The organism is Bradyrhizobium sp. P3_C3 (assembly GCF_056402655.1).
This window is the reverse complement of sequence record NZ_JBFUGY010000006.1, coordinates 205,259-231,926: the sequence shown is the minus strand read 5'-3', so window position 1 is coordinate 231,926 and position 26,668 is coordinate 205,259. Positions and strand designations below refer to the sequence as shown.

25 protein-coding genes are annotated in these 26,668 nt (G+C 65.4%); 23 read left to right on the top strand and 2 right to left on the bottom strand.

Annotated elements, in window-relative coordinates:
* Window positions 1-67 precede the first annotated feature (67 nt).
* Window positions 68-1,273, top strand: coding sequence for a sensor histidine kinase (locus AC1DW2_RS09810; RefSeq protein WP_477005893.1), 1,206 nt, complete (start codon window positions 68-70; stop codon window positions 1,271-1,273).
* A 29-nt stretch (window positions 1,274-1,302) separates the two neighbouring features.
* Here the strand turns inward: AC1DW2_RS09810 and AC1DW2_RS09805 are convergent, their stop codons facing one another.
* Window positions 1,303-1,458, bottom strand: a complete 156-nt coding sequence (locus AC1DW2_RS09805; protein WP_477005892.1) for a hypothetical protein — start codon at window positions 1,456-1,458, stop codon at window positions 1,303-1,305.
* A 172-nt stretch (window positions 1,459-1,630) separates the two neighbouring features.
* Here AC1DW2_RS09805 and AC1DW2_RS09800 point away from each other — a divergent pair, with 172 nt between their 5' ends.
* The 15 genes from AC1DW2_RS09800 (at window position 1,631) to AC1DW2_RS09730 (ending at window position 16,792) form a co-directional block, all read left to right on the top strand.
* The gene (locus AC1DW2_RS09800; RefSeq protein WP_166351576.1) at window positions 1,631-2,206 is read left to right on the top strand and encodes a cytochrome c oxidase subunit 3 family protein; all 576 of its coding nucleotides are present in this window, start codon (window positions 1,631-1,633) and stop codon (window positions 2,204-2,206) included.
* Between the two features lie 2 nt (window positions 2,207-2,208).
* Window positions 2,209-2,469 carry a cytochrome C oxidase subunit IV family protein gene (locus AC1DW2_RS09795; RefSeq protein ID WP_477005891.1) on the top strand — a complete coding sequence of 87 codons (261 nt, stop codon included), beginning with the start codon at window positions 2,209-2,211 and terminating at the stop codon, window positions 2,467-2,469.
* 111 nt (window positions 2,470-2,580) lie between these two features.
* Complete coding sequence (locus tag AC1DW2_RS09790) at window positions 2,581-3,033, top strand: c-type cytochrome (protein WP_071915501.1); 453 nt, start codon at window positions 2,581-2,583, stop codon at window positions 3,031-3,033.
* A gap of 67 nt (window positions 3,034-3,100) precedes the next feature.
* Window positions 3,101-4,447 carry a cbb3-type cytochrome c oxidase subunit I gene (locus AC1DW2_RS09785; RefSeq protein ID WP_477005890.1) on the top strand — a complete coding sequence of 449 codons (1,347 nt, stop codon included), beginning with the start codon at window positions 3,101-3,103 and terminating at the stop codon, window positions 4,445-4,447.
* A 59-nt stretch (window positions 4,448-4,506) separates the two neighbouring features.
* Window positions 4,507-5,319, top strand: coding sequence for an AAA family ATPase (locus tag AC1DW2_RS09780; protein ID WP_477005889.1), 813 nt, complete (start codon window positions 4,507-4,509; stop codon window positions 5,317-5,319).
* Window positions 5,320-5,329: 10 nt separating this feature from the next.
* Window positions 5,330-7,249: a nitric oxide reductase activation protein NorD gene (locus AC1DW2_RS09775; RefSeq protein ID WP_477005888.1), complete on the top strand. Its 1,920-nt coding sequence runs from the start codon at window positions 5,330-5,332 to the stop codon at window positions 7,247-7,249.
* Between the two features lie 74 nt (window positions 7,250-7,323).
* Complete coding sequence (locus tag AC1DW2_RS09770) at window positions 7,324-7,986, top strand: HAD family hydrolase (protein WP_477005887.1); 663 nt, start codon at window positions 7,324-7,326, stop codon at window positions 7,984-7,986.
* Between the two features lie 6 nt (window positions 7,987-7,992).
* A complete protein-coding gene (locus AC1DW2_RS09765) occupies window positions 7,993-8,943 on the top strand; it encodes a sugar-binding transcriptional regulator (RefSeq protein WP_014496591.1) in 951 nt (316 codons plus the stop codon).
* Between the two features lie 339 nt (window positions 8,944-9,282).
* Window positions 9,283-10,536 (top strand): ABC transporter substrate-binding protein, encoded by a 1,254-nt coding sequence (locus tag AC1DW2_RS09760; protein ID WP_441256852.1) that lies wholly within the window; start codon window positions 9,283-9,285, stop codon window positions 10,534-10,536.
* Between the two features lie 95 nt (window positions 10,537-10,631).
* Complete coding sequence (locus tag AC1DW2_RS09755) at window positions 10,632-11,504, top strand: carbohydrate ABC transporter permease (protein WP_085399441.1); 873 nt, start codon at window positions 10,632-10,634, stop codon at window positions 11,502-11,504.
* A gap of 3 nt (window positions 11,505-11,507) precedes the next feature.
* Entirely contained in the window at window positions 11,508-12,338 is an 831-nt protein-coding gene (locus tag AC1DW2_RS09750) for a carbohydrate ABC transporter permease (RefSeq protein WP_441268649.1), read from the top strand.
* Between the two features lie 16 nt (window positions 12,339-12,354).
* Complete coding sequence (locus AC1DW2_RS09745; RefSeq protein WP_071915494.1) at window positions 12,355-13,362, top strand: ABC transporter ATP-binding protein; 1,008 nt, start codon at window positions 12,355-12,357, stop codon at window positions 13,360-13,362.
* A 30-nt stretch (window positions 13,363-13,392) separates the two neighbouring features.
* A complete protein-coding gene (locus AC1DW2_RS09740; protein WP_477005886.1) occupies window positions 13,393-14,166 on the top strand; it encodes an SDR family NAD(P)-dependent oxidoreductase in 774 nt (257 codons plus the stop codon).
* Window positions 14,167-14,204: 38 nt separating this feature from the next.
* Entirely contained in the window at window positions 14,205-15,851 is a 1,647-nt protein-coding gene (locus AC1DW2_RS09735) for an FGGY-family carbohydrate kinase (protein ID WP_477005885.1), read from the top strand.
* Window positions 15,852-15,856: 5 nt separating this feature from the next.
* Window positions 15,857-16,792 (top strand): carbohydrate kinase family protein, encoded by a 936-nt coding sequence (locus AC1DW2_RS09730; RefSeq protein WP_477005884.1) that lies wholly within the window; start codon window positions 15,857-15,859, stop codon window positions 16,790-16,792.
* 12 nt (window positions 16,793-16,804) lie between these two features.
* Here AC1DW2_RS09730 and AC1DW2_RS09725 read toward each other — a convergent pair whose 3' ends face one another.
* Window positions 16,805-17,692 (bottom strand): LysR family transcriptional regulator, encoded by an 888-nt coding sequence (locus tag AC1DW2_RS09725; RefSeq protein WP_477005883.1) that lies wholly within the window; start codon window positions 17,690-17,692, stop codon window positions 16,805-16,807.
* 124 nt (window positions 17,693-17,816) lie between these two features.
* Here AC1DW2_RS09725 and AC1DW2_RS09720 point away from each other — a divergent pair, with 124 nt between their 5' ends.
* From AC1DW2_RS09720 to AC1DW2_RS09690, 7 genes are all read left to right on the top strand, one after another.
* Window positions 17,817-19,238: an amidase gene (locus AC1DW2_RS09720; protein WP_477005882.1), complete on the top strand. Its 1,422-nt coding sequence runs from the start codon at window positions 17,817-17,819 to the stop codon at window positions 19,236-19,238.
* An 84-nt stretch (window positions 19,239-19,322) separates the two neighbouring features.
* Entirely contained in the window at window positions 19,323-20,273 is a 951-nt protein-coding gene (locus AC1DW2_RS09715; protein ID WP_477005881.1) for an ABC transporter permease, read from the top strand.
* On the top strand, window positions 20,270-21,163 hold the full coding sequence (locus AC1DW2_RS09710; RefSeq protein WP_166098018.1) for an ABC transporter permease: 894 nt from the start codon (window positions 20,270-20,272) through the stop codon (window positions 21,161-21,163). Before AC1DW2_RS09715 ends, AC1DW2_RS09710 begins: the two co-directional genes overlap by 4 nt.
* 2 nt (window positions 21,164-21,165) lie before the next feature.
* On the top strand, window positions 21,166-22,179 hold the full coding sequence (locus tag AC1DW2_RS09705) for an ABC transporter ATP-binding protein (RefSeq protein WP_477005880.1): 1,014 nt from the start codon (window positions 21,166-21,168) through the stop codon (window positions 22,177-22,179).
* A complete protein-coding gene (locus tag AC1DW2_RS09700; RefSeq protein ID WP_477005879.1) occupies window positions 22,176-23,180 on the top strand; it encodes an ABC transporter ATP-binding protein in 1,005 nt (334 codons plus the stop codon). Before AC1DW2_RS09705 ends, AC1DW2_RS09700 begins: the two co-directional genes overlap by 4 nt.
* A 54-nt stretch (window positions 23,181-23,234) precedes the next feature.
* Complete coding sequence (locus AC1DW2_RS09695; protein WP_477005878.1) at window positions 23,235-24,731, top strand: ABC transporter substrate-binding protein; 1,497 nt, start codon at window positions 23,235-23,237, stop codon at window positions 24,729-24,731.
* A gap of 264 nt (window positions 24,732-24,995) precedes the next feature.
* Complete coding sequence (locus AC1DW2_RS09690; protein ID WP_477005877.1) at window positions 24,996-26,636, top strand: amidase family protein; 1,641 nt, start codon at window positions 24,996-24,998, stop codon at window positions 26,634-26,636.
* The last annotated feature ends 32 nt before the right edge of the window (window positions 26,637-26,668 follow it).

The following is a 26,668-nucleotide window of genomic DNA, read 5'->3' as shown; positions in this document are numbered from 1 at the left end:
TCGACGCAAGGGACCACGGGGAACCTGAGTGACGAGTACAGTGAGGTCATCGCCGGCTTCGGAGTTGATGCTGGTCTCGACTTTGCCGGCGTTGCAGCTGATCTACGACACCGCCCCGATCGGGTTGGCCTGTCTGTCGCCGGACTGCCGCTATTTGCTGATCAACCAGCGTCTGACCGAGATCTGCGGCATATCCGTCGAAGGCCATCTTGGACATACGGTCAGGGACTGCGTGCCGGCCCTGGCGGGTTCCGTCGAGCAGATTGTGCGCTCGATCGTCGCGACGGGCGAGCCCGTGATCGGTATCGAGGTGGCGGGGCAACGGGCTGATCAGGTCGAGGAGCGTTCCTGGGTTACTTATTGGCACCCGCTGCGAATGCCGGACGGCGAGATTGTCGCGGTCAACGTGGCGGCGGAGGAGATCACCGAACGCAAGCGCGCCGAGCGGGAGATTCGCAGCGCCAGGGACGCCGCCGAGACCGCGCTTCGCCATCTGCGCGATATCCAGGACACCCTGATCGAGGCGGAAAAGCTTGCGGCGCTCGGGCGCATGGTTGCCGGTGTCGCGCACGAGATCAACACGCCGCTCGGCAGTAGTCTGACGGTGGCATCGACGCTCCAGCGCAAGGCGGAGCAGTTCGCGGCGGAGGTCGCGCGGGGTAATCTCAAGCGCTCGACACTTACAGGGTTTCTGGAACTGGTCAGCGATGCGTCGGCGCAGCTGGTCACGAATCTCGGTCGCGCCGCCGAGCGGGTGCAATCCTTCAAGCAGGTGGCGGCTGACCAGACCGAGTCACTTCGGCGCAGCTTCGACGCAGGCGAGCTGACCGGCCAGGTTCTGTCGCAGTTCGAGCGGCAGTTGCGGGTGCGCGACATCGCGTTCAGCCTCCACTGCGAAACGAATCTCGCCATGGACAGCTATCCCGGGCCTTTCGGCCAAGTGCTCACCAACCTCGCAGTCAATGCGATGACGCACGCGTTCTCCGATGGTGAGACCGGGACGATCAACGTCTCGCTCCGTGCGGTCAATGATGACCACGTTGAGCTGCTGTTTGCTGATGACGGCTGCGGCATGGCTCCCGATGTGGAACGGCGGGCCTTCGACCCATTCTTCACCACGCGCCGGCACGACGGCGCCAGCGGCCTCGGTCTGCATATCGTGCACAGCATCGTCGTCGACCGGCTGGGTGGGCAGCTCCGGCTCGAGAGCCTGCCCGGCGCGGGGACGCGGTTTCAGCTCATCCTGCCGAGAATAGCGCCCGACCGGCGATAGCTGATCGTCTCCTCATCGGTAGTGCCCGGCTACTGCGTCGTGAACAGCACCGTCGCGATCGCGACGGAGAGGCTCACCGCCGATACCGTCGCCACCGTCGACAGCACGCCCATGCGCCGGAGCGTGATGGCGAAGGCGATGATGATGGGTGTCGCGGTCATTAGCCCGATCTGTGCATCGCTCATGTCATTGCTCACCGCTCTTTGCGAACCCTGAGTCTGTTCGTACCGCGCTCCGGCGAGCGGGACGTTGCGTCGGCGCAAACATCTCCGCCGGTGGCCCCCCAGTTTGTCCTGCGACAAATTCCGAACTGAACGGTTGAGCTAAGTCTGGCCGGTGTCCTGATCCGGAAAGACGATGTCTGCGGCCGATTGCGAACAACAGGGAACCGGCTGGGGAATCTTGGAAGATCTCCCCGGCGATCCCATGATCTGGGTGCTGATCTTCAGCGAGCTCGTCGCCTTCGGCCTGTTCCTCGGCGCCTTCGTCGTTGCCCGGGCGATCCATCCCGTTGTGTTCGCGGCGGGGCAGGCGGCGCTCAACGCGAATCTCGCCGGCCTCAACACAATCGTGCTGGTGACCAGCGGCTGGGCCGCGGCGAGGGCGACCAGATCTGCGCGCGCCAGTGAAAAGCGGGCATCGCGCCGCTGGCTACTGATTGCCATGGCGCTCGGCGGCCTCTTCATCGCGATCAAGCTGACCGAATATGCCGAAGAGATCGGTCGCGGGATCGGCCTGGAAACCAGCCCGTTCTTCACGCTCTACTTCCTCCTGACCGGCTTCCATCTCCTGCATGTCGGCCTCGGCATCATCATCCTTGCCGTGGTCTGCCGCCGCGCCGAGATCTCGGGCGTCGAGACCGGCGCCGCCTTCTGGCACATGGTCGATCTGGTCTGGATCGTCATGTTCCCGATCCTCTATCTGGTGCGCTGATCATGCCCGGCCGTCTCGACATCACCTGGCTCGTGCTGATCGGCCTCGCGCTCGCGACGATCCTGCTTCCGCCGCTAATGCCGCGTCCGCTGCTCGCCAATGCACTTCTCCTGGTCCTTGCCGCCATCAAGGGCCACCGAATCGCGCTCGATTTCATGGACCTTCGGGCGGTGCCGGCGCTCTGGCGCGGTCTGGTGAGCGCATGGATCCTCATCGTGGTGCTGGTTGCCTGGCTCGCCTCCGCCGCCATCGCATTGATCTGACGCCGCCAACGCAGCGTTGATTGCGCCCGGACAAAGACCCGTCCGCGCCATCAAGCAAAATACAGCATCACTGCTTCCTCACGACTGGACTCACAACGGAAAGGACTGGCAATGGCTGAACGCCTGACCAAGTCGGCGGCTCGAAACGTCTTCTACGGCGGCTCGGCCTTCTTCTTCGCCATCTTCATCGGGCTGACGGCGCACAGCCATTACTATATGGCGACGACCTCGACGGATGCGGCGACGCTGACATCGTCGGTCGCGCGCGGCAAGCATGTCTGGGAGAAGAACTCCTGCATCAACTGCCACACTTTGCTGGGCGAGGGCGCCTATTTCGCCCCCGAAGTCGGCAATGTCTGGGATCGCTGGGGCGGCAATGAGGATCCGGCCGGTGCGCGCGAGACGTTGAAGGCCTGGATGCAATCGCAGCCCTCGGGCGCGGAGGGCCGGCGCCAGATGCCGCAGTTCAACCTCACTGACCAGGAACTGAACGATCTCGCCGACTTCCTGCAATGGACCAGCAAGATCAAGCGCCAGGAGTGGCCGCCGAACAAGGCCGGCTGACGCCTTCCTCTTTCAGGGCCTTGCCTCCTTCAAGGCCTTGCCTCTTTCAAGACAGAGAGAACCCGAAATGAAATATCAGACCCAGAAAGTCGCGATGCTGTATTTCTACGGCGCGCTGACCCTGTTCCTGGCGCAGGTCCTGTTCGGCCTCCTCGCCGGGACCATCTACGTCCTGCCCAACACGCTGTCGGTGCTGCTGCCGTTCAACATCGTCAGGATGATTCACACCAACGCGCTGATCGTGTGGTCGCTGATCGGCTTCATGGGCGCGACCTACTTCCTGCTGCCCGAGGAAACCGAGACCGAGCTTTACAGCCCGCTGCTCGCAAAGATCCAGTTCTGGATGTTCTTCGGCGCAGCCGGTGTGGCCGTGGTCTGCTATCTCTTCCACTACCACGAAGGCCGCGAGTTCCTCGAGCAGCCCTTCATCATCAAGGTCGGCATCGTGGTCGTCTGCCTGATGTTCCTGTTCAACGTGACGATGACGGCGCTTAGGGGACGCAAGACGACGGTCACCAACATCCTGTTGTTCGGCCTGTGGGGTGTTGCGATCTTCTTCCTGTTCGCCTTCTACAATCCGGCCAATCTCGCGGTCGACAAGATGTACTGGTGGTATGTCGTTCATCTCTGGGTCGAGGGCGTCTGGGAGCTGATCATGGCGTCCGTGCTCGCCTATCTGATGATCAAACTCAACGGCATCGACCGCGAGGTGGTCGAGAAGTGGCTCTACGTCATCATCGGCCTTGCGCTGTTCTCGGGCATTCTCGGCACCGGCCACCATTTCTACTGGATCGGCGCGCCCGGTTACTGGCAGTGGATCGGCTCGCTGTTCTCCACGCTCGAGGTCGCGCCCTTCTTCACCATGGTGATCTTCACGGTGCAGATGACCTGGAAGGCCGGCCGCAAGCATCCGAACCGCGCCGCGCTGCTGTGGTCGGTCGGCTGCTCTGTGATGGCGTTCCTCGGCGCCGGCGTCTGGGGCTTCCTGCACACGCTGTCCTCGGTGAACTACTACACCCACGGCACGCAGGTCACCGCCGCACATGGCCATCTCGCCTTCTTCGGCGCCTATGTGATGCTGAACCTGTCGGTGATGGCTTATGCGATCCCGCAGATCAAGGGACGTGCGCCCTATAACCAGTGGCTCAGCATGACCAGCTTCTGGATCATGTGCACGGCGATGATGACCATGACTTTCGCGTTGACCTTTGCCGGCGTGATTCAGGTCCATCTCCAGCGCGTACTTGGCCAGAGTTACATGGACGTGCAGGACCAGCTTGCCTTCTTCTACTGGGTGCGGCTCGGCTCCGGCGTGTTCGTCGCGATCTCGGCATTGATGTTCGTCTGGGCGGTACTGGTGCCCGGCCGCGAGAAGCAGGCGACTGTCCCAGGCGCCCTGCAACCGGCCGAATAAACACAAGGCGGCCGCGCAAGTCGCGGCCGCCTTTCCAGAATGATTTCCGGAGAAGAACCATGACAGCAGCACTTCACGCCTTGTCGGCACCCGCGCTCGTGCTCCCGGCTTACGTTCCGAGCGGCAACGAATGCGCGCTGTTCGAGCACGCCTGGCGGCATCAGCTGCCGGTCCTGTTGAAGGGACCGACCGGCTGCGGCAAGACGCGCTTCGTCGCCCACATGGCAGCACGGCTAGGACTGCCGCTTCACACCGTCGCCTGCCACGACGATCTCACCGCCGCCGATCTTACCGGCCGCTACCTGCTGAGGGGCGGCGACACCGTATGGACCGACGGTCCGCTGACACGGGCAGTGAGGGAAGGCGGCATCTGCTATCTCGACGAGGTCGTGGAGGCACGCAAGGACGTCACGGTGGTGCTGCATCCGCTCACCGACGACCGCCGTATCCTGCCGCTGGAGCGGACCGGCGAGGAGCTGGTCGCGCCGAAGAGCTTCATGCTGGTGGTCTCCTACAATCCCGGTTACCAGACGTTGCTGAAGGCTTTGAAGCCGTCGACGCGCCAGCGCTTCGTTGCCATCGAGTTCGGCTTCCTGCCGCCGGAGCAGGAGATCGCGGTGGTGGCGGCCGAGAGCGGGCTGGCACCCGACTATGTGCGGCCGCTGGTCCTGCTGGCCGGCCGGCTGCGCGCGCTGAAGGGGCACGACCTGGAGGAGGGCGTTTCGACCCGTCTCGTGGTCTATTGCGCCACCCTGATTGCGGCCGGAGCCTCAATTACGGATGCGGTGCTGGCCGGCATGATCGAACCGCTCACCGATGACGCAGACGTCAAGGCGGCGCTGCTCGACGTCGCGCGCGCCGTGATGTCCTGAGGGTGATCCGATGCTCGATTTCCTCGAGCTTGAAGAAACCGTCGGCCGTGCCTGGCATCGCCTGGTTGGGGGTACCGCGAGCTATCCGGCCTATGCAGAACACGCGGTGTCGCTCGCGGAGGTGCGCAGCCGGATCGCGATTATGTTCCGCGCGCTTGGTGGGGAGACGGGCGTGCAGATCGCGAGCGCGAGTGCCCGCCGGACTGGGCATCGGCTTGGATGGCGGCAGCGCATCGGGCTCGGCGACGAGCGGCTCGCGCAACCCGGGCGCGATGCCGCGACGATCTTCCTGCCCGACAGCATCGCGATCTTCGCCGATCGCGGGCTGAATGCTGCGCTGTACCGGTGGCTGGCCGCGTGGTTTGCCTTTGCACCGGTCGACGCGATCGCCGAGGCCGATCCGTTGCGGCGCGATCTGTTGATGCTGCGGCGGGCCAGCGAGATCGCGGTGCTTGTGCTGACGGAATGTCCCGGCCTTGCCGAGGACTACGCCCGGCTGGCCGCGGCCACGGCCATGGCGCGGCCGCACCGGCCATTGTCGCGCATCGAGCAGGACATGGAGCAGATCGTGCTTGCTCTGCTCGGCGCCGATACGCCGCCGGTGGGAAAGCTGTGGCCGGCGATGATGGGGACGGGGCCACTGCCGGACAAGGCGCCGCCCGGCTATCGTTCGATCCTGCCATGCCCGCTCTGGGGCGATTGCTGGACGCGCGAGCTGTCGCCCGCACATGCGGGCGACGACGCGTGCGTGCCGACCGCCGCGCCAGCGCCATCAGACGATCGCAAGCGTTTCGCCGTCCGTGAGCGCGAAGACGGTACCAATCGCCGTGATCCTTTCGTACTCAATCGCTTTGAAAAGATCCTCGCGATGGCCGAGATGATCAATGTCGACCGCCCGGCTGACGACAGTGAGGACGAGGATGCGCAGAAGGCAGCCGACGATCTCGAGGAGATCACGCTCAGCCGCCGCAGCGGCAAGCCGGCGAGCCGGCTCAAGTTCGATCTCGACCTGCCGCCGGAAGCCCTCGATGCCTCGCCATTGAACGCGGACCTAAGCTATCCCGAATGGGATTATCGCAGCGGCTCCTATCTGCCCGATCATTGCCGCGTGCTCGCGGGTGCGGCCTCCGAGCTGGGTGAGGGCTGGAGGCCTGATGACGCCATGCGTCGACACATCCGCCAGGTGCGCCGCCGCTTCGAGGTGTTGCGGCCGCGTCATGAATTAATGCGCGCCCAAGCCGATGGGCACGACCTCGACCTCGACGCACTCGTGCGCGCGCGGTGCGATCTCCGCGCCGGAAGTGGCGGGGGCGGTCTCGATCGGGTCCATGTGGCGATGCGACCGCGAGGGGACGATCTTGCCGTCACGCTGCTCGTGGACGTCTCGCTCTCGACGGACGCCTGGGTCGACGGTTATCGGGTGCTCGACGTCGAGAAGGAGGCGTTGCTGGTGCTTGCGCACGGCCTGTCGGCCTGCGGCGATCACCACAGTATCCTCACCTTCACCTCACGCCGGCATTCCTGGGTGCGGCTCGAAACGGTCAAGGCCTTCGGCGAGCCGATGAGTGGCGCGATCGAGCGCCGGATCGGCGCGCTGAAGCCGGGCTATTACACACGGATCGGTGCGGCGGTACGTCACGCCTCGGCCGAGCTGGCGCGCCAGCCGCAGCGCAAGAAGCTGCTGCTCGTTCTCACCGACGGCAAGCCGAACGACGTCGATCATTACGAGGGGCGCTTTGCGGTCGAGGACACCCGCAAATCCGTGCAGGAGGCGCGGCGGCTCGGCATCGCGGTCTTCGGCGTGACGGTCGATGCGACGGCGCAATCCTACGTCCCGACGCTGTTCGGCCGCAGCGGCTACGCCATCGTCGGCAACATCCGCCGACTGCCTGCGGCGCTGCCGGCGATCTATCGACAGGTCGCCCATTGACCCCGGAGAACCCGCATATGTCCTCCACCGGGTGAACTATTGCTCAAAGCATGGGTATATGATCGAATGGCCGGATGGACCGAAGCCGGCAAAGGCCCGATCTCGTCATCTTCGACTGCGACGGTGTGCTCGTCGACAGCGAACTCTTGAGCTGCCAGTGCTTGGTAGACGAGCTGTCCGGATTTGGGATATCGCTGACACTCGCGCAGGCGCTAGAGCTGTTTCTCGGACGAAGCACGAACGCGGTCACGCAGCATTATCGCGAACTCGGCCAGGCGGTGCCGGCCGATTTTCCCGTCCGGCTGAAGTCGCGCGTACTGATCGCCTTCGAGAAGGCGCTCCATCCGATTCCCGATACCGATACCGTCCTGTCCGGCCTGCGCGTGCCGAATTGCGTGGCCTCGTCGAGTGATCTCGACCGCGTCGCGCTGTCGCTGAGGGTGACCGGTCTCGCGCCCCATTTCGGCGACCGGATCTACACGGCGCAGATGGTCACGCACGGCAAGCCCGCGCCGGATCTCTTTCTCCACGCGACGGAGAAAATGGGCGCGCGACCTGCGCGCACGCTGGTGATCGAGGACAGCGTCAGTGGCGTGCTGGCCGCGAAGGCTGCCGGCATGACCGTCTGGGGATTTGTCGGCGGCAGCCATTATCGCGGGCGCGACGGCCAGGCTATATTGTCCGGCGCCGGGGCCGATCGGGTCTTCGCGCGCATGAGCGATTTCTGGGAGGCATAGGCCGCCATGGCCGTCGAGAACGAAAAGTCCAGACTCGACGATGCCGCGCGTGCCGGCTGGCTTTATTTCATTGCCGGTCACACCCAGGACGAGATCGCAAAGATGCTCCAGGTCTCGCGGGCCTCCGCGCAGCGGCTGGTCTCGCTGTGCCTCGCCGAGCGTCTCATCACCTTCCGTCTCGAACATCCCATCGCCGCCTGCATGGAACTGGCGGCACGCCTGAAGGCGCGCTTCGACCTCAGCCATTGCGAGGTGGTGCCGGCCGATCCTGCCGCGCCGCAGGCCACGGCAGGCATCGCCGAACGCTGCGCCAATCTGCTGGATTCGACGTTGCGTTCGGAAACGCCCGTCATCGTCGCGCTCGGCACGGGCAGGGCGGTGCGCGCCGCGGTCGAGCGCGTGACGCCGATCGACCGGCCCAACCACCAGATCGTCTCGCTGGTCGGCAACATCTCCGCCGACGGTTCGGCGAGCTTCTACGACACCGTCGGCCGGCTCGCCGACCGCACCGGCGCGCGGCACTATCCGATGCCGCTGCCGTTCCTGATGTCGTCGGAAGACGAGCGCAACAAGATGGTGCGGATCGAGCCGATCGCGAAGGTCAAGGCGGTCGCGGCCAAGGCTGACTTGCGCCTCGTCGGCATCGGTCAGATGGACCAGAAGGCGCAAATCCACATCGACGGCTTCGTCACCCGCGACGAACTGTTCGAGATGATGCGGCAGGGCGCGATCGGCGAAATCACCGGCTGGGCCTATGATTCCAAGGGCCGCTTGCTCAAGGCCGGCACCAACAAGCGCCTCACCAGCATTCCGCCGGAGGTGCCGGCGAAGACCACGACGATCGGCGCCGCGGTCGGTGCGGCCAAGGTGCCCGCGATCGCGGCCGCGCTGAACGGGCACCTGATCAACGGCCTGATCACGGACGAGGCGACGGCAAGGGCGATTTTGGAGCGGTAGGGCGCTACGGCCACTTGCGCCAATGTCATCATCCGCGAAAGCGGATGATCCAGTACGCCGCGGCCTATCCGGTGCGAAACCAACTCACGACACGGCGTACTGGATGCCCCGCTTTCGCGGGGCATGACAGCTCCACGTGGGGGGACAGATCCTCCCGCACCGCAGCACTCATAAGTTGCGGGAACGTCCGCGCGCCTGCTTGACAAGCGCTGCACCTCGTCCGAACATACGCCCAACGCGTGGGCATATGCTCAGAAGCGCGACCCTAGGGAGGTCACCGTGAAACACGTCCTCGGCGCCGTCTGCGGCGCGTCTTGCCTGTTGCTGGCCGTCCCTGTGATGGCCGAAACGACCCTGACCATCGCCACCGTCAACAATGGCGACATGATCCGCATGCAGGGGCTGACCAGCGAATTCACCAAGAAAAATCCAGACATCACCGTCAAATGGGTGACGCTGGAGGAGAACGTGCTGCGCCAGCGCGTCACCACGGACATCGCCACCAAGGGCGGCCAGTTCGACGTCCTCACCATCGGCACTTACGAGGTGCCGATCTGGGCCAAGAAGGGCTGGCTGGTGCCGCTTGCCAATCTCGGCGCCGATTACGACGTCGCCGACCTGCTGCCGAAGATCAGGGACGCGGTCTCCGTCGACGGCAAGCTCTACGCCGCGCCGTTCTATGGCGAGAGCTCGATGGTGATGTATCGCACCGACCTGTTCGAGAAGGCCGGCCTGAAGATGCCGGAAAAGCCGACCTGGGATTTCGTCATCGATGCCGCCAAGAAGCTCACGGACAAGAGCGCCGGCACCTACGGCATCTGTCTCCGCGGCAAAGCCGGGTGGGGCGAGAACATGGCGTTCCTGTCGGCCATGGCCAATTCCTACGGCGCGCGCTGGTTCGACGAGAAGTGGGAGCCGCAGTTCAACACGCCGGAATGGAAGACGACGCTCACGACCTACGTCAATCTGATGAAGGAGGCCGGCCCGCCCGGCGCGAGCTCGAACGGCTTCAACGAGAATCTGGCGCTGTTCAACGCCGGCAAGTGCGCGATGTGGATCGACGCCACGGTCGCGGCGTCCTTCGTCACCAATCCGAAGGAGTCCAAGGTCGCCGACAAGGTCGGCTTTGCGCTAGCGCCGAACACTGGGCTCGGCAAGAACGCCAACTGGCTGTGGGCCTGGAGCCTCGCGATCCCCGCCGGCTCCAAGAAGACGGAAGCCGCCGAAAAGTTCATCGCCTGGGCCACCAGCAAGGACTACACCAAGCTCGTGGCGTCGAAGGAGGGCTGGGCCAACGTGCCGCCGGGCACACGGACCTCGCTCTACCAGAACGAGGACTATCTGAAAGTCGCGCCGTTCGCGAAGCTGACGCTGGCCTCGATTGATGCTGCCGACCCGAACAAGCCCACCGTGAAGCCGGTGCCTTACGTCGGCGTGCAATACGCGGCGATCCCCGAATTCCAGGGCATCGGCACGCAGGTGGGCCAGCAATTCTCCGCCGCGCTCGCGGGATCGATGACGGTCGATGCCGCGCTTACCGCGGCGCAGTCCGCCACCGAGCGCGAGATGAAGCGCGCCGGCTACATCAAGTGAACCCGAGCTCTCCCTCCTGAGCTCAAACTGGCGGCCATCCACCAGCCAGCCCCGAATGGATGGCCGCCTTCTTCCTCCCAGCGGAGACGCCAAGGATGGCAACCCGGCAGACGCAGTTTCTTGCGCGCTCGCTCCTGACGCCTGCGGTCGGGCTGCTCTTCATCTGGATGATCGTTCCGCTGGCGCTGACGATCTATTTCTCGACCCTGCATTACAGCCTGCTCGATCCCGGCTCCGAGGCGTTCGTCGGCCTGGAAAATTTCCGCTACTTCCTCACCGATCCCGCCTTCCTCGCCTCGCTCCAGAACACGCTGGTGCTGGTCGGCTCGGTGCTGGCGCTGACGATCCTGCTCGGCATCCCCCTGGCGCTGCTGATGGATCAGCCCGTGATCGGCCGCAACATCGTGCGGCTGATGGTGATCGCGCCGTTCTTCGTGATGCCGACGGTGAGCGCGCTGGTCTGGAAGAACCTGTTGATGCACCCGGTGTCCGGCCTGTTCGCCTGGCTCGCCAAGCTGGTCGGATTGACACCGATCGACTGGTTCACCGACGCGCCGCTGTTCGCGGTGATCCTGATCGTCGCCTGGCAATGGCTGCCCTTCGCGACGCTCATTTTGCTGACCGCACTGCAATCGCTCGACGAGGAGCAGAAGGAGGCGGCCGAGATGGATGGCGCCAGCGCGGTCTCCGCCTTCATCTACATCACGCTGCCGCACCTGGCGCGTCCCATCACCGTGGTGATCCTGATCGAGACCATCTTCCTGCTCACGGTGTTCGCGGAGATCTTCGTCACCACCGGTGGCGGACCGGGCCTGCAAACCACCAACATCGCCTTCCTGATCTATTCGCAGGCGCTGATCCAGTTCGACGTCGGCAGCGCCTCCGCAGGCGGCCTCGTTGCGGTCGTGATCGCCAACGTTGTCGCTTTCTTCCTCGTCCGCATCGTCGGCCGCAATCTGGAGGCTTGAAACATGGCGCGGATGGCGACGACGCAGCGGGTGGTGGTCTCGACGATCGGAGCGTGGTTCTTCGGCTTCCTGATCTTCTTCCCGATCCTCTGGATGGTGCTGGCGAGCTTCAAGACCGAGTTAGAGGCCTTCGCCATTCCACCGTCCTTCCTGTTCTTCCACTGGACCACGGAAAACTACGCGACCGTGCAGGAGCGCAGCGATTATTTCCACCACGCGATGAACTCGATCATCATCGCCGGCGGCTCGACCTTGATCGCGCTGCTGATCGCAATCCCCGCGGCCTGGTCGATGGCGTTCGCACCGACCAAGCGCACCAAGGACATTCTGCTCTGGATGCTCTCGACCAAGATGATGCCGCCGGTCGGCGTGCTGGTGCCGATCTACCTCATCTTCAAGACCTTCGGTCTGCTCGATTCCCGCATCGGCCTCGTCTTCATCCTGTGTCTTGGCAATCTGCCCATCGTGATCTGGATGCTGTTCACCTATTTCAAGGAGATCCCGCGCGACATCCTCGAAGCCGCGCGCATGGACGGCGCCACCATCGGCCGCGAGCTCGTCTATGTGCTGACGCCGATGGCGATCCCGGGCCTCGCCTCGACCATGCTGCTCAATCTGATCCTCGCCTGGAACGAGGCGTTCTGGACGCTCAACCTGACGACCTCGAACGCCGCGCCGCTCACCACGTTCATCGCCTCCTATTCGAGCCCGGAAGGGCTGTTCTGGGCAAAACTGTCGGCGGCCTCGACGTTGGCGATCGCGCCCATTCTCGTCCTCGGTTGGTTCAGCCAGAAGCAGCTCGTGCGCGGGCTCACCTTCGGCGCGGTAAAGTAAGAAGGGCTGCCGGATCATGGGTCAGATCACACTTCAGGACGTGCAGAAATCCTTCGGTCCCGTGCACATCATCAAGGGCGCCGATCTCGACATCGCCGACGGCTCCTTCGTGGTGTTCGTAGGTCCCTCAGGCTGCGGCAAGACCACGCTGCTGCGGTTGATCGCCGGGCTCGAGGATGTCAGCGGCGGCAAGATCCTGATCGACGGCAAGAACGTCGTCGACACGCCGCCGGCCAAGCGCGGGCTCTCGATGGTGTTCCAGTCCTACGCGCTCTATCCGCATATGAGCGTGCGCGGCAATATCGGCTTCGGCCTGAAGATGGCGGGTCTTTCCAAGGACGAGACCAACCGCAAGGTCGAGGCGGCGGCGGCGACGCTGAACCTCACGCCCTATCTCGACCGCAAGCCGCGCGAGCTCTCTGGCGGCCAGCGCCAGCGCGTCGCGATCGGCCGTGCCATCGTCCGCGAGCCCAAGGCGTTCCTGTTCGACGAGCCGCTGTCCAACCTGGACGCGGCCTTGCGCGTGCAGATGCGGATAGAAGTCACGCGGCTCCAGAAGCAGCTCGGCACTACCGCGATCTACGTCACGCACGATCAGGTCGAGGCCATGACCATGGCAGACAAGATCGTCGTGCTCAACGGCGGCAAGATCGAGCAATATGGCTCGCCACTGGAGCTCTATGAGCGGCCCGCCAATCTCTTCGTCGCCGGCTTCATCGGCTCGCCGAAGATGAACTTTGTCACTGGAGAGCACGCCTTGCAGAAGGGTGCGGCGACGATCGGCGTGCGGCCGGAGCATCTCAAGATCGAGCGCGACGGCGCCGGCGGCTGGCAGGGAACGATCGCGGTCGCCGAGCATCTGGGCAGCGACACCTTCCTTTATGTCGATGCCGGACCGCTCGGCATGCTGACGGCGCGCTACATCGGCGAATTGAGCCTGCATGCCGGCGACCACGTGTCGCTGGTGCCGGATCCCGCGCGCATCCATCGCTTCGACGAGAGCGGCAACGCACTTCGGGGCTGACAAGAAACGGCAAGAAACGGAAAAACCACCATGTACCTCGAAAAATTCAAGCTGAGCGGCAAGACCGCGTTCATCACCGGCGGCGGGCAAGGCATTGGCCTCGCCTGCGCGGAAGCGCTGGCCGAGGCCGGCGCGAAGGTCATCATCGGCGATCGCGACAGCAAGGTTGCTGACAGCGCGAAGGCCAGTCTGAAGGCGAAGGGTTTTGACGTCGAGACGGCGATCATGGATGTCACCGACACGAAGCGTGTGGCGGAGGTCGCGGCCGACCTCGTCGCCCGCCACGGCAAGGTCGACATCCTCGTCAACAATGCCGGCATCGCCCGCAGCGAGACGCCGGCCGAGACCGTCACCGATGAGCACTGGCTCAACGTCATCGACGTCAATCTCAACGGCACCTTCTGGTGCTGCCGCGAATTCGGCAAGCACATGCTGAAGGCCAAGAGCGGCGCCATCGTCAATGTCGGCTCGATGTCGGGCTTTATCGTCAACAAGCCGCAGGAGCAGTGCTTTTACAACGCCTCCAAGGCCGGCGTGCACCATTTGACCAAGTCGCTGGCCGCCGAATGGGGCGCGCGCGGCATCCGCGTCAACGCGGTGGCGCCGACCTATATCGACACGCCGCTCAATGCTTTCGTGAAAAGCACCCCGAAAATGTATGACGCCTGGATCGGCGGAACCCCGATGGCGCGGATGGGGCAGGTCGAGGAGATCGCCTCCGTCGTGCTGTTCCTGGCCTCGGAGGCCGCGAGCCTGATGACCGGCAGCATCGTGCTGGTGGATGGCGGCTACACTTGCTGGTAGGCTTGCGTCAAAACTGACGAGAGCGACCGGGAGCGACAATGCCGCGAGCGTATATCGGCGTCGACGTGGGGACCACGAGCACGCGGGCAGGGGTGTTTGACGAGGCGGGCACCCTCCTTGCCACCGCCAGGCATCCGATCCGGATCTGGCACGAGGCCGGCGACATCGTCGAGCAATCGTCGTCAGACATATGGGACGCCTGCGTAAAGTCGGTGCGGGCGGCGATGGCGGAAGCTGCCATCGCGCCCGACAGCGTCGGCGGCATCGGTTTCGACGCCACCTGTTCGCTGGTCGTCCTCGATCGGCAAGGCGAGCCGGTCACCGTCAGTGCCTCCGGCGACCGCCAGCGCAATGTCATCGTCTGGATGGACCATCGCGCTACGGCCGAGGCACGGCTGATCAACGAGACCGGGGACGCGGTGCTGCGCTATGTCGGCGGTTCGATCTCGCCCGAGATGGAGATGCCGAAGTTGCTGTGGCTGAAGCGGCACATGCGCGCGAGCTTCGATGCCGCCGGTCATTTCTTCGATCTGGCAGATTATCTGACCTGGCGCGCGACCGGGTCGCTGCAGCGCTCGACCTGCACGGTCACCTGCAAGTGGAACTACCTCGCACACGACGGCGGCGGCTGGAGCGCGCCGTTCTTCAAGCGCATCGGCCTCTCCGATTTCGTCAGCGAGAAATACGCCCGCATCGGCACCGAGATCGTCGCGCCCGGCACGCGGCTCGGCGAAGGCCTCACCCGAGCTGCGGCTGCGGAGCTCGGCCTGTCGCCGGGCACGCCGGTCGGCGCCTCGCTGATCGATGCCCATGCCGGCGGCATCGGCGCGATCGGCGGACGCGACGGATCGGGCGGAACGAGCGATGTCAGTGACCGTCTCGCCTACATCATGGGGACGTCGGCCTGCATCATGGCGACGACGAAGGAGCCGTGTTTCGTGCCCGGCGTATGGGGCCCTTATTATTCCGGCATGGTACCTGACTTCTGGCTCAACGAAGGCGGCCAGTCGGCTGCGGGCGCGGCGATCGACCATCTCCTCAAGTCGCATCCCGGCCATGTCGAGGCGAGCGCGGCGGCGCGGAGCGAGGGCGTCGACCTCATCGAGTACCTCGAGCGGCGCATCATCGCGCGCGCCGGTGACGCCAGCCGTGCCGCGCTGCTCGCCCGCGACGTCCATGTGCTTCCCGAATTCATCGGCAACCGCTCGCCCTACGCCGACCCCGACACCCGCGCGGTGATCGCGGGCCTCGATCTCGACAGCGACGTTGGTGCAATGGAGCGGCTGTTCGTCGCCGGCCTCTGCGGTCTGGCTTATGGCCTCGCCGAGGTGATCGAGGCCTTTGCCGCGCACGGCGTCCATTCCAGCATCATGATCATGGGCGGCGGCGCGAGCCGCAGCCCGCTGGTGCGGCAGATCATGGCGGACACCACCGGTCTCACCGTCGCGCTGCCGCAAACGAAAGAACCCGTGCTGCTGGGCGCCGCGATGCTCGGCGCGGTGGCCGGCGGTGCCTATGCCTCGATCGGCGAGACCATGGCGAAGATGTCGGCGCTGGGACGGAAGAGCGAGCCGACCGCGCCCGGCATGGCCGCGTTTCATGCCCGCAAGCGCGAGGTCTACAAGCTGCTGCGCGAGGTCGATCGCGGCAGCCGTGCCGCAATGCGCGACATCGCCAGAGGTTGAAACGGATGCTGATTTCCTGCGGCGATGCGCTGATCGATTTCGTGCCGACGCGAAACATCGAGGGACGCGAGGCAGTGATGCCGGCGGTCGGCGGCTCCTGCCTCAATGTCGCGATCGGCATGGCGCGGCTGGGCGCGCCCACCGGTTTTATCGGCGGCGTCTCGAACGACATGTTCGGGCGCATGATCGCCGACCACGCCACAGCCTCTCACGTCGAGTTGGGTCTCGCCACCCGCAGCGATCACCAAACCACGCTCGCCTTCGTGCGCATCGTCGCGGGCGAGTCTCACTATGCGTTCTATGACGCGGAGACCGCGACACGAAACTGGACCTACCGGCGCGGCACAATTCCGTTCGCGACGGTCGAGGCCGTCCATGTCGGGTCGACCACGCTGGTGAACGACCAGGGCGCCGCCGAGACGAAAGCCCTGATCGCGGACGCGCGCGCGTCGTCGACGATCTCCTTCGATCCGAACTGCCGCCCCAATCTGGTCAAGAACAAGCCGGCCTATCTCGCGCGCATGGCCGAGTTCGCAGGCCAAGCTGATCTCATCAAGATGTCGGATGTCGATTTCGCGTATCTCTTCGGCGAGGAGCCCCACGAGCAGCGCGCGAAGGTGCTGTTGGGGCAGGGCACGAGCCTCGTCGTCATCACCCGCGGCAACAACGGAGCCATTGCCTGGCACGCGAGCGCAGGGCAGGTCGAAGTTCAGGCGCCGAAGGTCGAGATCGCCGACACCATCGGCGCCGGCGACAGTTTTCAGGCTGCGCTCCTGTTCGCCCTGCACAAGCAGGGCCGCATCAGCCGGCAGCAGCTGAAAGACATCGGCGTGGACGAGCTTCGCCGCGCGCTGTCCTTTGCCGCCAATTGCGCCGGCATGACCTGTACCCGCCCAGGTGCCGATCCGCCGTGGAGCCATGAAGTCACGTGGGACGTCTAGCGCGGCTGCGCATCACAGCCGTGCCACGACCTTCTCGGCGCATTTGAGGAAGGTGCGGATCAGCGGGCTCTGCGAATCCCGCCGCCAGCACACGGCGATATCGATGGAGTCGGCGGCATCCCGCAGCGGCCTGAACACGATGCCCTGCGGCGCGCCGAGCTTCGCGCAGGCCGGCAGGATCGCAAGCCCTTCGCCGGCGAGAACGAGGCTCATCGCCGAATGCACCGTCTCCACCCGGCTCGCGATCGGCATCACGATCTGATGCCGCCGCAGCAAGGCCGCGACCGCGGAGGACGCGGGGTCTTGCTCCGGCGGCGGCAGCGCGATCAGCGGGCGGCCCTGGAGTCGCGCCATCGGCACGGCGCTCAGGCGCGCAAGCGGCGAGCGCTTCGGCATCGCCAACATGAACGGCTGTGCGCCGATCCGCGCCACCTGGATCTCGGGATGGTGGATCGCCGGCATGCACAGCGCGACGGTGACGCTGCGGTCGAGCAGACGCGACTCGCGCGTCGAGGCGCTGAGCTCGGCGAAGTCGAGGTCGACGCCGGGAATGGATCGCCGCAGCTCGGGGATCAGGCGCGGCAGCATGGCGTTCGCCAGCACGAACATGTATCCGACCGAAATCCGCCCGCGGCTGCCGGCCGCGACCGCCCGCGCGGCTTCGACCCCGTCGGCCGCAAGCGCCAGCGCCTCGCCGGCGCGCACCAGCAGGGCCTGGCCGGCTTCAGTCAGGTCCATGCCGCGCGTGCCGCGGCGGAACAGCGGCGCGCCAACCTCGGCCTCTAACTTGCGGATCTGGACCGACAGCGGCGGCTGTGCCATCCGCAGCCGTTCGGCGGCCTTGCCGACGCTGCGCGCCTCGGCCACGGCGACGAAATAGCGAAGCCGGTGAAGATCCATTGGCATACCGAAAACGTATGGGTTGACCATCAAAATGGTATTGGACGCTGAGTTAACAGAAGTGTCATTCTCGCTGTCAATGCCATCGGCCAACGAGGGCCGGCTTCGGAGCGATGATTTGACGATGAACGGCGATCCCTGCTTGCTGTCCGCAACCGAGCTGCGCGGCCTCATTGCCACGAAGAAGATTTCGCCCGTCGAGATCACCCGTGCCGTGCTCGCGCGCGCCGAGGCGCTTCAGCCCGAGCTGAACTGTTTCATCACGCTCTGCGGCGACGAGGCGATGGCGCAGGCGCGCGCGGCCGAGCGCAAGGTGATGGCGGGCGAGCCGCTCGGCCTGCTGCATGGCCTTCCCGTCACCGTCAAGGACATCGTCAACACTGGCGGCGTGAAGACCACTTTCGGCGCCATTCCTTACAAGGACAATGTGCCGGCCGAGGATGCCGTTGCGGTCGCAAAACTCCGCGCGGAAGGCGCGATCCTGATCGGCAAGACCACGACCCCCGAATTCGGCAGCAAATGCCTGACCGACTCGCCCTTGTTCGGCCGCACCCGCAATGCGTGGAGTGCAGAGCGGTCCTCCGGCGGCTCCAGCGGCGGCGCGGCCGTGGCGGTGGCGAGCGGCATCGCGCCCCTTGCGATCGCGACCGATGGCGGTGGCTCGACGCGAATTCCTGCCGCCTGCAACGGCGTGGTCGGGCTGAAGCAGAGCAACGGCGTGATCGCGCACAGCCAGGCGCTCGACGCCTTCGGCAACCAGACCTATGTCACGCCGACCACGCGCACCGTCGCCGATACCGCGCTGATGATGCAGGCGATGGCCGGCGAGGACTCCTGCGATCCCTGGTCGATCGGCGTGCCCGTGCCCGATTTCATCGGCACCGCCGCGCCGCGCGGCGATCTGCGCGGGCAAAGGATCTTGTTCTGTGCGTCGCCGCCCGGCCGCCCGGTGTCGTCTGATGTCGCGGCCAGCTTCAAGGCGAGCCTCGACCGGCTGGCCGGTCTCGGTGCCGAGCTCGAGGAGTTCTCCGGCGAGGGGTTTGACATCGAGCCGATCTGGCGCGCCATCAACCACACCGTCTGGCGTACGCGTTTCGCCAAGCTGGTGGCCGAGCACGGCGATGTCCTCAGCGAGGCCTTCGTCAAGCAGGTCGCGCTCGCGACCAATGTCAGCGGCGTCGCCTATCAGGAGGCGATGTTCGCGCGCACCGCGCTGTTCCGCCGCGTGCAATCCCTGCTTGCGCACGGGCATCTTTTGGCGATGCCGACCCTTACCCGCACCGCGCTGCCGATCGACCAGGACCTGTTCGGCACCATCGAAATCGACGGCAAGCACTTCGACAGCGTCCGGCCGCACTGGTTCCCGTGGACCATGCCGTTCAACATGACCGGGCACCCCGCGATCAGTCTTCCCAGCGGCTTCGGCCGCGACGGGCTGCCGATCGGGCTTCAGCTCGTCGGGCGCTTCCGTGCCGATGCCGAATTGCTGCGGGTGAGCGCGCTGTTCGAGGCCTCGCACGATCTTCTGTCCCGCCGGCCCGGCTGAGGTGAGGCACATGCCGCAAAGGACTTGCCTCCGGCGCCCGGACATGTTGATCGTGCGGCGGATGAGCCCTGAAGCCGAGCGCGCATGAGCGTATTCTTTCTTCGACGTCTGCTGACCTTGCTGGCGACGCTGGTTGGCGCATCCGTGATCATTTTCCTGGTGCTGGACGCTCTTCCGGGCAACGCGGCGCAGATGCTGATGGGCGCCGATGCCTCGGCCGACGCGGTGCGTGCGCTCACCGTCAAGCTCGGGCTCGACCAGCCGCTGGCGGTTCGGTATCTGCAATGGATCAAGGGCCTCCTCGTCGGCGATCTCGGCAACAGCTATGTCTATGGCACGCCGGTCGCGAGCCTGATCGCGGAGCGGCTGGTGCTGACCGTTCCGCTCGCGATCATGTCGATGCTGATCACGGTGACGCTGGCGCTCTCGGCCGGCATCTACACCGCGGCCAACCACAACAAGCTCGGCGACGTCGGCGTGATGTCGTTGACGCAAGTGGGCATCGCGCTGCCGAACTTCTGGTTCGCGATCCTGCTGGTCCTGCTGTTCTCGGTGCGGCTGCAATGGCTCTCGGCGGGCGGCTTTCCCGGCTGGGAGGATGGCATCTGGCTCGGCATCAAGTCGCTGCTGCTGCCGGCGATCTCGCTCGCCGTGGTGCAGGCCGCGATCCTCGCGCGCGTCACGCGCTCGGCCGTGCTCGAAGTGCTGCGCGAAGACTTCGTTCGCACGGCGCGCGCGAAGGGTCTCGGCAAGCGCGAGGTGCTGTGGAGCCACGTGCTGCGCAACGCCATGATCCCCGTGATGACGGTGATGGGGCTGCAATTCGCCAATCTGCTCGCCGGCACCATCGTGATTGAGAACGTGTTCTACCTGCCGGGCCTCGGCCGCCTGATCTTCCAGTCGATCGCCAACCGCGACCTGATCGTGGTGCGCAATTGCGTGATGCTGCTTGCGACCATGGTCGTCATCGTGAATTTCGTGGTCGACGTGCTCTACGCCTTCATCGATCCCCGCATCAAGGTCCACGATTTGTGAGCGCGCCACTGACCACTTCGGTCGACGCCCCGATCGCAACGCGTCCGCTGCCGGCCCGCACCTTCTGGGCCCGCGCGCTGCGTCACCGCAGCTTTGTGCTGGGCGGAGCGCTGAGCCTGCTGGTACTCGCCTCGGCGCTGCTGTCGCTGGTGTGGACGCCGTGGTCGCCCTACGAGATCGACATCGCCTCGAAACTCCGGCCGCCGTCGGCGGCGCACTGGCTCGGCACCGATTCCTTCGGCCGCGATATCGTCTCGCTGCTGCTAGCGGGCGCGCGCTCGACCATTCTGGTCGGCATCATCGCCGTGAGCATCGGTCTCACCTTCGGTGTCTGCCTCGGCCTGATCGCGTCGGCCAAGCGCGGCTGGACCGAAGAGATCATCATGCGCTTCTCCGATTTCACCTTCGCCTTTCCGGCGGTGCTCTCCGCAATCATGCTAGCCGCGGTCGTCGGGCCGGGCATGGTGACCTCGATCATCGCGATCGGCATCTTCCAGATCCCGACGTTGACCCGGCTGACGCGCGGCTCGGCCAACGCGATCTGGGCGCGCGAATTCGTGCTGGCCGCGCGCGCCTCGGGGAAGGGCAAATTCCGCATCACCATCGAGCATGTGCTGCCCAACATCCTGTCGATCCTGATCGTGCAGGTCACCATCCAGTTCGCGCTCGCGATCCTGGCGGAAGCCGCGCTGTCCTATCTCGGCCTCGGCACGCAGCCGCCGCAACCGTCCTGGGGCCGCATGCTGAACGATGCGCAGACGCTGCTGTTCCAGTCGCCGATGCTCGCGGTCTATCCGGGCGCGGCGATCGCCATCGCGGTGCTCGGGCTCAATCTGCTCGGCGACGGACTGCGCGATCTGCTCGATCCGCGACTGGCGCGGGAGCGATGACGATGGGGGAGCGCTCAACCCTGCCGCTGATCGAGGTCGCCAATCTCGGCGTTCGCCTCAACACCAGCCGCGGACCCGCGCGGGCCGTGCGCGGCGTCAGCTTCACCCTCAAGCGCGGCGAGACGCTGGGTCTCGTCGGCGAATCCGGCTGCGGCAAGTCGGTGACGGCGCTGTCGCTGATGGGCCTCTTGCCGGACAGTGCTGTCGTGACCGGCAGTATCAGGCTTGACGGCAGCGAGCTCGCCGGTCTGTCGGATGCGGATTATTGCAAGCTGCGCGGCAACCGCATCAGCATGATCTTCCAGGAGCCGATGACCGCGCTCAACCCGATGCACACGATCGGCCATCAGGTTGCCGAGCCGCTGCGGCGTCACAAGAAATATTCGGCGGCGCAGGCGCGGCGTGAAGCGATCGCCTTGCTCGACCGCGTCGGATTGCCCGACCCCGCAAGGCGGATCGACGCCTATCCGCACCAGTTCTCCGGCGGTCAGCGCCAGCGCGTCACCATCGCCATGGCGCTGGCCTGCGAGCCCGACCTCCTGATCGCGGATGAGCCGACCACGGCGCTCGACGTCACCATCCAGGGCCAGATCCTCGATCTCATCGCCGATCTCGTCGAGGAGCGCGGCATGTCGATGATCCTGATCTCGCACGATCTCGGCGTCATCGCCGAGAACGTGCAGCGCATGATGGTGATGTATGGCGGCACGGTCGTCGAGAGCGGGCCGACCGACGAGGTGTTCCGCCGCATGGGCCATCCCTATACGCAAGGCCTGTTCCGCGCCCGGCCGAAGCTCGGTGCGCGCAAGGGGACGCGGTTGACGACGATTTCGGGGACGGTGCCCGAACTTGCGGACTTGCCTGCCGGCTGCACTTTCGGCGACCGTTGTCCGCTGGTCGAGGACAAGTGCCGCGTGGCGCTGCCGCCGATGGTCGAAGTCGGTCCCGGTCACGGCGTGCGCTGTGTGCGCACCGATGTCTCCATGGCCGCGAATGTCGGAGCGCTGCCCGCATGACCGCAGCACCGCTTCTCGATGTCAAAAATCTCGAGCAGCGCTACACGCTGCCGCGCGAAAGCCTGTTCCGCCCGCCGGGCCAGGTGCGCGCGCTTAACGGCGTCAGCGTGCGGGTCGATGCCGGCAAGAGCCTCGGCGTCGTCGGCGAGTCCGGTTCGGGCAAGTCGACCTTCGCGCGGGTGGTGATGGCGCTGGAGCGGCCGACGTCGGGGCAGGTCGCGCTGCTCGGGCGCGATCTCAACCGCATCTCGCCCGATGAGCTGCGCCGCGCGCGCCGCGATTTCCAGATGGTGTTCCAGGATCCTTACGGATCGCTCGATCCGCGCCAGACCATCGCGCGCATCGTCGCCGAGCCGCTCACCGTGCTGGAAGATGCCGACCGCACCACGTTCCGCGCCCGCGTCTCCGCGGTGCTCCGGCAGGTCGGCCTGCGCGACGCCGACATGGATAAATATCCGCACGAATTTTCCGGCGGCCAGCGCCAGCGCATCGCGATCGCGCGCGCGCTGATCACCCAGCCCAAGCTGATCGTCGCCGACGAGCCGGTTTCCGCGCTCGACGTCTCCGTGCAGGCGCAGGTGCTCAATTTGATGCAGGACCTCCAGGAGCAGTTCGGCCTGAGCTACATCCTGATCAGCCACGACCTCGCCGTGGTCGACTATCTCTGCGACGAGGTCGCGGTGATGTATCTCGGCCGGATCGTCGAGCAGGGCAGGCCGGAGGACCTGTTCGAGCGCTGTGCCCATCCCTATACGCGGGCGCTATTGGATGCCGTGCCGCGGGCGCGTGCCGGCGGCGGCCGGCGCCGGCGCGGGGCCCAGGCGATCGCCTCGCAATCGGTGACTGCTGCCGGATGCCCCTATGTCGCGCGCTGTCCGCTGGCCGACCAGCATTGCCGCGAGGTTCCGCCCTTGCTACGCAAGGTCGGCGATGCCCATCTCGCCGCCTGCCACAAGGCGGAGGCCGTGATGGCATTGCCGCACGCGGCCATGGAAGGTTAGTGTCCCCCATGGAATTGGCGTAGGCTGAGACAAGAGAAGGCCGGGGAGTTACGCATGTTCAGGAAATTATCGATCGTCGCGTTTGCCGCTGCGCTTGTTGCAGCACCGCTGCCGGTGCAGGCGCAGAGCAAGAAGGACAGCGTCGTGATGGCGATGGCGCTGGAGCCGCCGGGGCTCGATCCCACCATCGCCGCCGCGGCCGCGATCGCCGAAGTAACGCTCTACAACATCTATGAGACGCTGACCAAGATCAACGAGGACGRCTCCGTCTCGCCCTTGCTGGCCGAGAGCTGGACGGCCTCGCCGGACCTGAAGACCTACACGTTCAAGCTGCGCAAGGGCGTTAAATTCCAGAACGGCGAGGCCTTCGATTCCGCGGCGGTGAAGTTCTCGTTCGAGCGCAACGCGATCGCGACCAGCACCAACAAGGACAAGAGCCTGTTCCAGGCTTTCGAGAAGGTCGACGCGCCCGACGCCGACACCGTCGTGATCACGGTGAAGTATTCCGAGCCGAACCTGCCGTTCCTGCTCGGACAGGCGAGCGGTTCGATCGTCGAGCCGAAGAGTGCAGCCACCAACGGCACGCAGCCGGTCGGGACCGGGCCCTATCAGCTCGGGGCCTGGGCCAAGGGCTCCTCGATCACCCTGACCAAATGGGCCGACTATCGCAACGCTGCCGCGATCAAGCTGTCGAAGGTGACGATCCGCTTCATCTCCGATCCGGCGGCGCAGACCGCGGCGCTGCTCTCGGGCGACGTCGATGCGTTCCCGCGCGTTGCGGCAGCGCGCGCCATCGGACAGTTCAAGGCCGATCCGCGCTTCAACGTCATGGTCGGCGGCTCCCGTGCCAAGACCATCGTCGGCATCAACGAGCGCAAGAAGCCGCTCGACGACGTCCGCGTGCGCCGTGCCATCCTCGCCGCGATCGACCGCAAGGCGATGGTCGACGGCGCGGCTGATGGTTTCGGCACGCCGATCGGCAGCTTCTACGTGCCCGGCGCGCTCGGCTTCGTCGACACCACCGGCATCAACCCCTACGATCCCGAGAAGGCCAAGAAGCTGCTGGCGGAAGCCGGCGTCACCACGCCGCTCGAACTGTCGCTGAAGCTGCCGCCGCCGTCCTATGCGCGGCAGGGCGGCGAGATCCTCGCGGCGCAACTCGCCAAGGTCGGCATCATCGCCAAGATCGAGAACGTCGAATGGGCGCAGTGGCTGTCGCAGGTGTTCGCCGGCAACGGCCCGCACAATTTCGACCTCACCATCGTCAGCCATGTCGAGCCGTTCGACCTCGTCAAGATCACCGAGCCGGACTACTACCTCGGCTACAACAACGAGGCCTTCAACGCGCTCTACAAGCAGATTGTGTCGACGCCTGACGAGGCCGGCCGCGCAAAGCTGCTCGGCGATGCCCAGCGCATGCTGGCCACCGACGCGGTCGCAGGCTTCCTGTACCAGCCGCAGCTCATCACCATCACTAACAAGAAGCTGAAGGGCGTCTGGAAGGACGTCCCACAATACGAGAACGATTTTTCGACCTGGTCCTGGGAGTAGGGGCCGTTCGATCAAGTCGAACCTGTCGCTTCAACGTTGACCTCTCCCCATCGGGGAGAGGTCAATCTTTTTTGGCGGCTCAAAACAAAAACCTGAAAAACAACCCCATGCACAGTAGCCGGGGTTAGATATTTCAATGGCTTGCGCGGTCCGCTCGATGGCTTGCTGAGCCATGCGATGCGGTTGACCCGTCGGGCAAAACACCGGCAATATACGACCATCGCGGCGTCATGGTTCGGGACGCGCCGTCAGGCGAGGCACGCCATGAAGAAGCCATCCCGCCGCGATGCTGGCATCGCCGCGGCTGCCGTCAGCGCTGAAGCACCGATCACCCTGAAGCTCGACAATGCGCCGATGAGCGATATCGCTCATGCGCTGGCCGGCGGGCAGGTCACTGCCACGGCGCTGACCAAAGCTTACCTCGCGCGCATCGAAGCCTATGACCGCAACGGGCCCGCGCTCAACTCCGTGCGCGCGCTCAATCCCGACGCGCTTGGGATCGCGGGCAAGCTCGACGACACAAAACCATCGGCCAGGCGGCCGTTGGCGGGCATCCCGATCCTGGTGAAGGACAACATCGCGACCGGCGACAAGCAGCCGACGACGGCGGGCTCGCTCGCGCTGGAGGGCGCGCGCGCCAGGAGAGACGCCACAATCGTCAAGCTGTTGCGAAAGGCCGGCGCGGTGATCCTGGGCAAGGCGAACCTGACGGAGTTCGCCAACATTATCGCGACCGACATGCCCTCGGGCTATTCGTCGCTCGGCGGCCAGGTGAAGAACCCTTACGCGCCGGCGCTGATGGGCGATCACGGCATTCCGGTCGTGCAGCCGGGCGGATCAAGCGCGGGTTCGGCGGTCGCGGTGGCCGCCGGTCTGTGCGCGGCCTCGATCGGTACCGAGACCTCCGGCTCGCTGCTGTATCCCGCCAGCCAAAACGGCCTCGTCACCGTGAAGCCGACCGTTGGGCTGGTCAGCTGCGCTGGCATCCTGCCGATCTCGCACAGCCAGGACACTGCAGGGCCGATGGCGCGCACGGTGCGCGACGCGGCGATGCTGTTGAACGTGCTGGCAGCCGAAGACCCACTCGACCCCGCGACCGAGCGGCAGCGGCGGCCGGTCGACTACACCGCCGACCTCGCGACCGACGCGATGAAGGGCGCGCGCATCGGCGTGCCGAGCGACCCGGCCGATCCGCTGAACGATCGCTACTACGGCAAGTTGCCGCCCAGATCGGCCAAGGTGATGGTCGACGCGATCAAGGTGCTGGAGGATCTGGGCGCCATCATCGTGCGTGCCAACATGCCAACATCTGGCTGGATCGGCGGGCCGGGTACGAGCATGAACGTGCTCAATCGCAATCCCCTGAGCCGCAATAGGGGTAATCCGGCGACGCCGCCGATCGTCTTCCTCTACGAGCTGAAGCACGATCTCAATCTCTACCTCAGCGATTGGGCGACGAACACAGAGATGAAGACCATGGCCGACATCGTGGCCTTCAACGAGGCGAACGCTGAGACGGCGCTGCGGTTCGGCCAGGACCTGTTCCTCGCCGCCAACATGACCAGAGGCGATCTCAGCGAGCGCGAGTACAAATCGGCGCGGGCCATGGACCTGCTCTCCGCCAAGACGCGCGGTATGGACGCCTACATGAACCAGCACAAGCTCGACGCGGTGCTGTTTCCCGGCGCCGCAGGCTGCGTGATATCAGCGAAGGCGGGCTATCCCAGCGTCATGGTGCCGGGCGGTTTCATTTCGGGAGCAGACGACAAGGACACGCCTGACTATCCGCTCGGCGTTACCTTCGCAGGCCGTGCCTGGAGCGAGCACAAGCTGCTGCGTCTGGCCTACGCCTATGAGCAGGCGACCAACATGCGCAAGCCGCCGCCCGGCTTGCCCGCGCTTTAGATGTCACTGGCCGAGAGGATCAGGCGGAGAGC

Excerpts from the sequence above, each read along its gene's own strand:
- AC1DW2_RS09810 (WP_477005893.1), top strand. The coding sequence starts at position 68 with ATGCTGGTCTCGACTTTGCCGGCGTTGCAGCTGATCTACGACACCGCC.
- AC1DW2_RS09805 (WP_477005892.1), bottom strand. The coding sequence starts at position 1,458 with ATGAGCGATGCACAGATCGGGCTAATGACCGCGACACCCATCATCATC.
- AC1DW2_RS09800 (WP_166351576.1), top strand. The coding sequence starts at position 1,631 with ATGTCTGCGGCCGATTGCGAACAACAGGGAACCGGCTGGGGAATCTTG.
- AC1DW2_RS09795 (WP_477005891.1), top strand. The coding sequence starts at position 2,209 with ATGCCCGGCCGTCTCGACATCACCTGGCTCGTGCTGATCGGCCTCGCG.
- AC1DW2_RS09790 (WP_071915501.1), top strand. The coding sequence starts at position 2,581 with ATGGCTGAACGCCTGACCAAGTCGGCGGCTCGAAACGTCTTCTACGGC.
- AC1DW2_RS09785 (WP_477005890.1), top strand. The coding sequence starts at position 3,101 with ATGAAATATCAGACCCAGAAAGTCGCGATGCTGTATTTCTACGGCGCG.
- AC1DW2_RS09780 (WP_477005889.1), top strand. The coding sequence starts at position 4,507 with ATGACAGCAGCACTTCACGCCTTGTCGGCACCCGCGCTCGTGCTCCCG.
- AC1DW2_RS09775 (WP_477005888.1), top strand. The coding sequence starts at position 5,330 with ATGCTCGATTTCCTCGAGCTTGAAGAAACCGTCGGCCGTGCCTGGCAT.
- AC1DW2_RS09770 (WP_477005887.1), top strand. The coding sequence starts at position 7,324 with ATGGACCGAAGCCGGCAAAGGCCCGATCTCGTCATCTTCGACTGCGAC.
- AC1DW2_RS09765 (WP_014496591.1), top strand. The coding sequence starts at position 7,993 with ATGGCCGTCGAGAACGAAAAGTCCAGACTCGACGATGCCGCGCGTGCC.
- AC1DW2_RS09760 (WP_441256852.1), top strand. The coding sequence starts at position 9,283 with ATGGCCGAAACGACCCTGACCATCGCCACCGTCAACAATGGCGACATG.
- AC1DW2_RS09755 (WP_085399441.1), top strand. The coding sequence starts at position 10,632 with ATGGCAACCCGGCAGACGCAGTTTCTTGCGCGCTCGCTCCTGACGCCT.
- AC1DW2_RS09750 (WP_441268649.1), top strand. The coding sequence starts at position 11,508 with ATGGCGCGGATGGCGACGACGCAGCGGGTGGTGGTCTCGACGATCGGA.
- AC1DW2_RS09745 (WP_071915494.1), top strand. The coding sequence starts at position 12,355 with ATGGGTCAGATCACACTTCAGGACGTGCAGAAATCCTTCGGTCCCGTG.
- AC1DW2_RS09740 (WP_477005886.1), top strand. The coding sequence starts at position 13,393 with ATGTACCTCGAAAAATTCAAGCTGAGCGGCAAGACCGCGTTCATCACC.
- AC1DW2_RS09735 (WP_477005885.1), top strand. The coding sequence starts at position 14,205 with ATGCCGCGAGCGTATATCGGCGTCGACGTGGGGACCACGAGCACGCGG.
- AC1DW2_RS09730 (WP_477005884.1), top strand. The coding sequence starts at position 15,857 with ATGCTGATTTCCTGCGGCGATGCGCTGATCGATTTCGTGCCGACGCGA.
- AC1DW2_RS09725 (WP_477005883.1), bottom strand. The coding sequence starts at position 17,692 with ATGGATCTTCACCGGCTTCGCTATTTCGTCGCCGTGGCCGAGGCGCGC.
- AC1DW2_RS09720 (WP_477005882.1), top strand. The coding sequence starts at position 17,817 with ATGAACGGCGATCCCTGCTTGCTGTCCGCAACCGAGCTGCGCGGCCTC.
- AC1DW2_RS09715 (WP_477005881.1), top strand. The coding sequence starts at position 19,323 with ATGAGCGTATTCTTTCTTCGACGTCTGCTGACCTTGCTGGCGACGCTG.
- AC1DW2_RS09705 (WP_477005880.1), top strand. The coding sequence starts at position 21,166 with ATGGGGGAGCGCTCAACCCTGCCGCTGATCGAGGTCGCCAATCTCGGC.
- AC1DW2_RS09700 (WP_477005879.1), top strand. The coding sequence starts at position 22,176 with ATGACCGCAGCACCGCTTCTCGATGTCAAAAATCTCGAGCAGCGCTAC.
- AC1DW2_RS09690 (WP_477005877.1), top strand. The coding sequence starts at position 24,996 with ATGAAGAAGCCATCCCGCCGCGATGCTGGCATCGCCGCGGCTGCCGTC.